We start from the raw sequence: 229 nt of genomic DNA on the forward strand, positions 1-229 counted from the left end.
AAGGGCGATCAGCTCGTCCACGATCCGGCGGTAGAACGCGGCCTGGGTGAGGGCGCCCGCCGACCGCTCGTGGCCGAGCGTGGTGCGCGCGATGCGCCAGCCCTCGTTCTCCTCCCCCACCCGGTCGGCCACCGGCACGCGCACCTCGTCGAAGAAGATCTCGCAGAAGTGCTCGCGGCCGGTCAGGTCGCGGATGGGCCGGACGGTGACGCCCGCGGCGTGGGCGTCG

1 pseudogene is annotated in these 229 nt (G+C 73.8%); it reads right to left on the bottom strand.

The annotated features are described in order from the left end of the window. Positions 1-229: pseudogene (locus ACGWYJ_RS39165) on the bottom strand (acyl-CoA dehydrogenase); the annotation flags it as partial.

Source organism: Actinomadura sp. SCN-SB (assembly GCF_043906805.1).
In the GTDB taxonomy this organism is placed as follows: domain Bacteria; phylum Actinomycetota; class Actinomycetes; order Streptosporangiales; family Streptosporangiaceae; genus Spirillospora.